This window comes from Klebsiella sp. YJ, from assembly GCF_002108615.1.
GTDB classification, from domain to species: Bacteria; Pseudomonadota; Gammaproteobacteria; order Enterobacterales; family Enterobacteriaceae; genus Klebsiella; species Klebsiella planticola.
The window spans coordinates 1-693 of record NZ_MTEG01000107.1 but is presented as its reverse complement, the minus strand read 5'-3'; the positions used below and the strand labels follow the sequence as shown (position 1 = coordinate 693).

Annotated in this window: 1 pseudogene; it reads right to left on the bottom strand. The window is 47.9% G+C overall.

Annotated elements, in window-relative coordinates:
* Positions 1 to 18: 18 nt before the first annotated feature.
* Positions 19 to 693 (bottom strand): annotated as a pseudogene (locus BV390_RS30400) (IS110-like element ISEc21 family transposase); the annotation flags it as partial.

Sequence of the window (693 nt, the reverse complement as noted above, 5' to 3'; positions counted from 1 at the left end):
TGGACGCCCTTCTAAGAGTCAAGCTGTTATCGGGATACTGTTGATCCGCCTGTTTTGATTGCGCAGTAACGTGTAAACTTCGCGGGAGATATATCGCTTTAGACAGCGTATCGCTTCCATTTTTGTATGTCCTTCGGCTACACGCCTGGCGACATATTCCTTTGTTTTTGCGTCAGTTCGTAAGCGTCCGATGGCGATGATGTGAAGTGCACTATTTGCAGCACGATCTCCACCACGATTAAGTCGGTAACGGTTCGTTTTTCCAGAAGAAACGGGGACCGGGCTGACACCACACAGTGCCGCAAATCCTGATTCTGATCTTAACCGTTGAGGATTGTCTCCGGCAGTGATCAGCAACTGTGAAGCGCTTTCGTATCCGATAGCATTACGTTTAATCAGCTCAGGTGCCAACTCGTCGACAATTGCCGCAATCATGACATCCAGATCAGCGATTTCGTCATGTAACTCGAGATAGCGTCGGGCAAGGGACTTTAATGAAATGCGATAAACGTTGGTTACATTGCGGTATTCACTGGCATCAGGTCTCCAGGAACCCAGGGTCCTGATGAGCTGCATGCGCGTCATATTTCTGAGCTGTTCACGTAATTCATCCGGGGCAGAGATAATATTTGAATGGATAATCTGGAGAGCGACTCTGCGGGCTGATATTGCTGTTTTTCGGCAAGTTTTTAA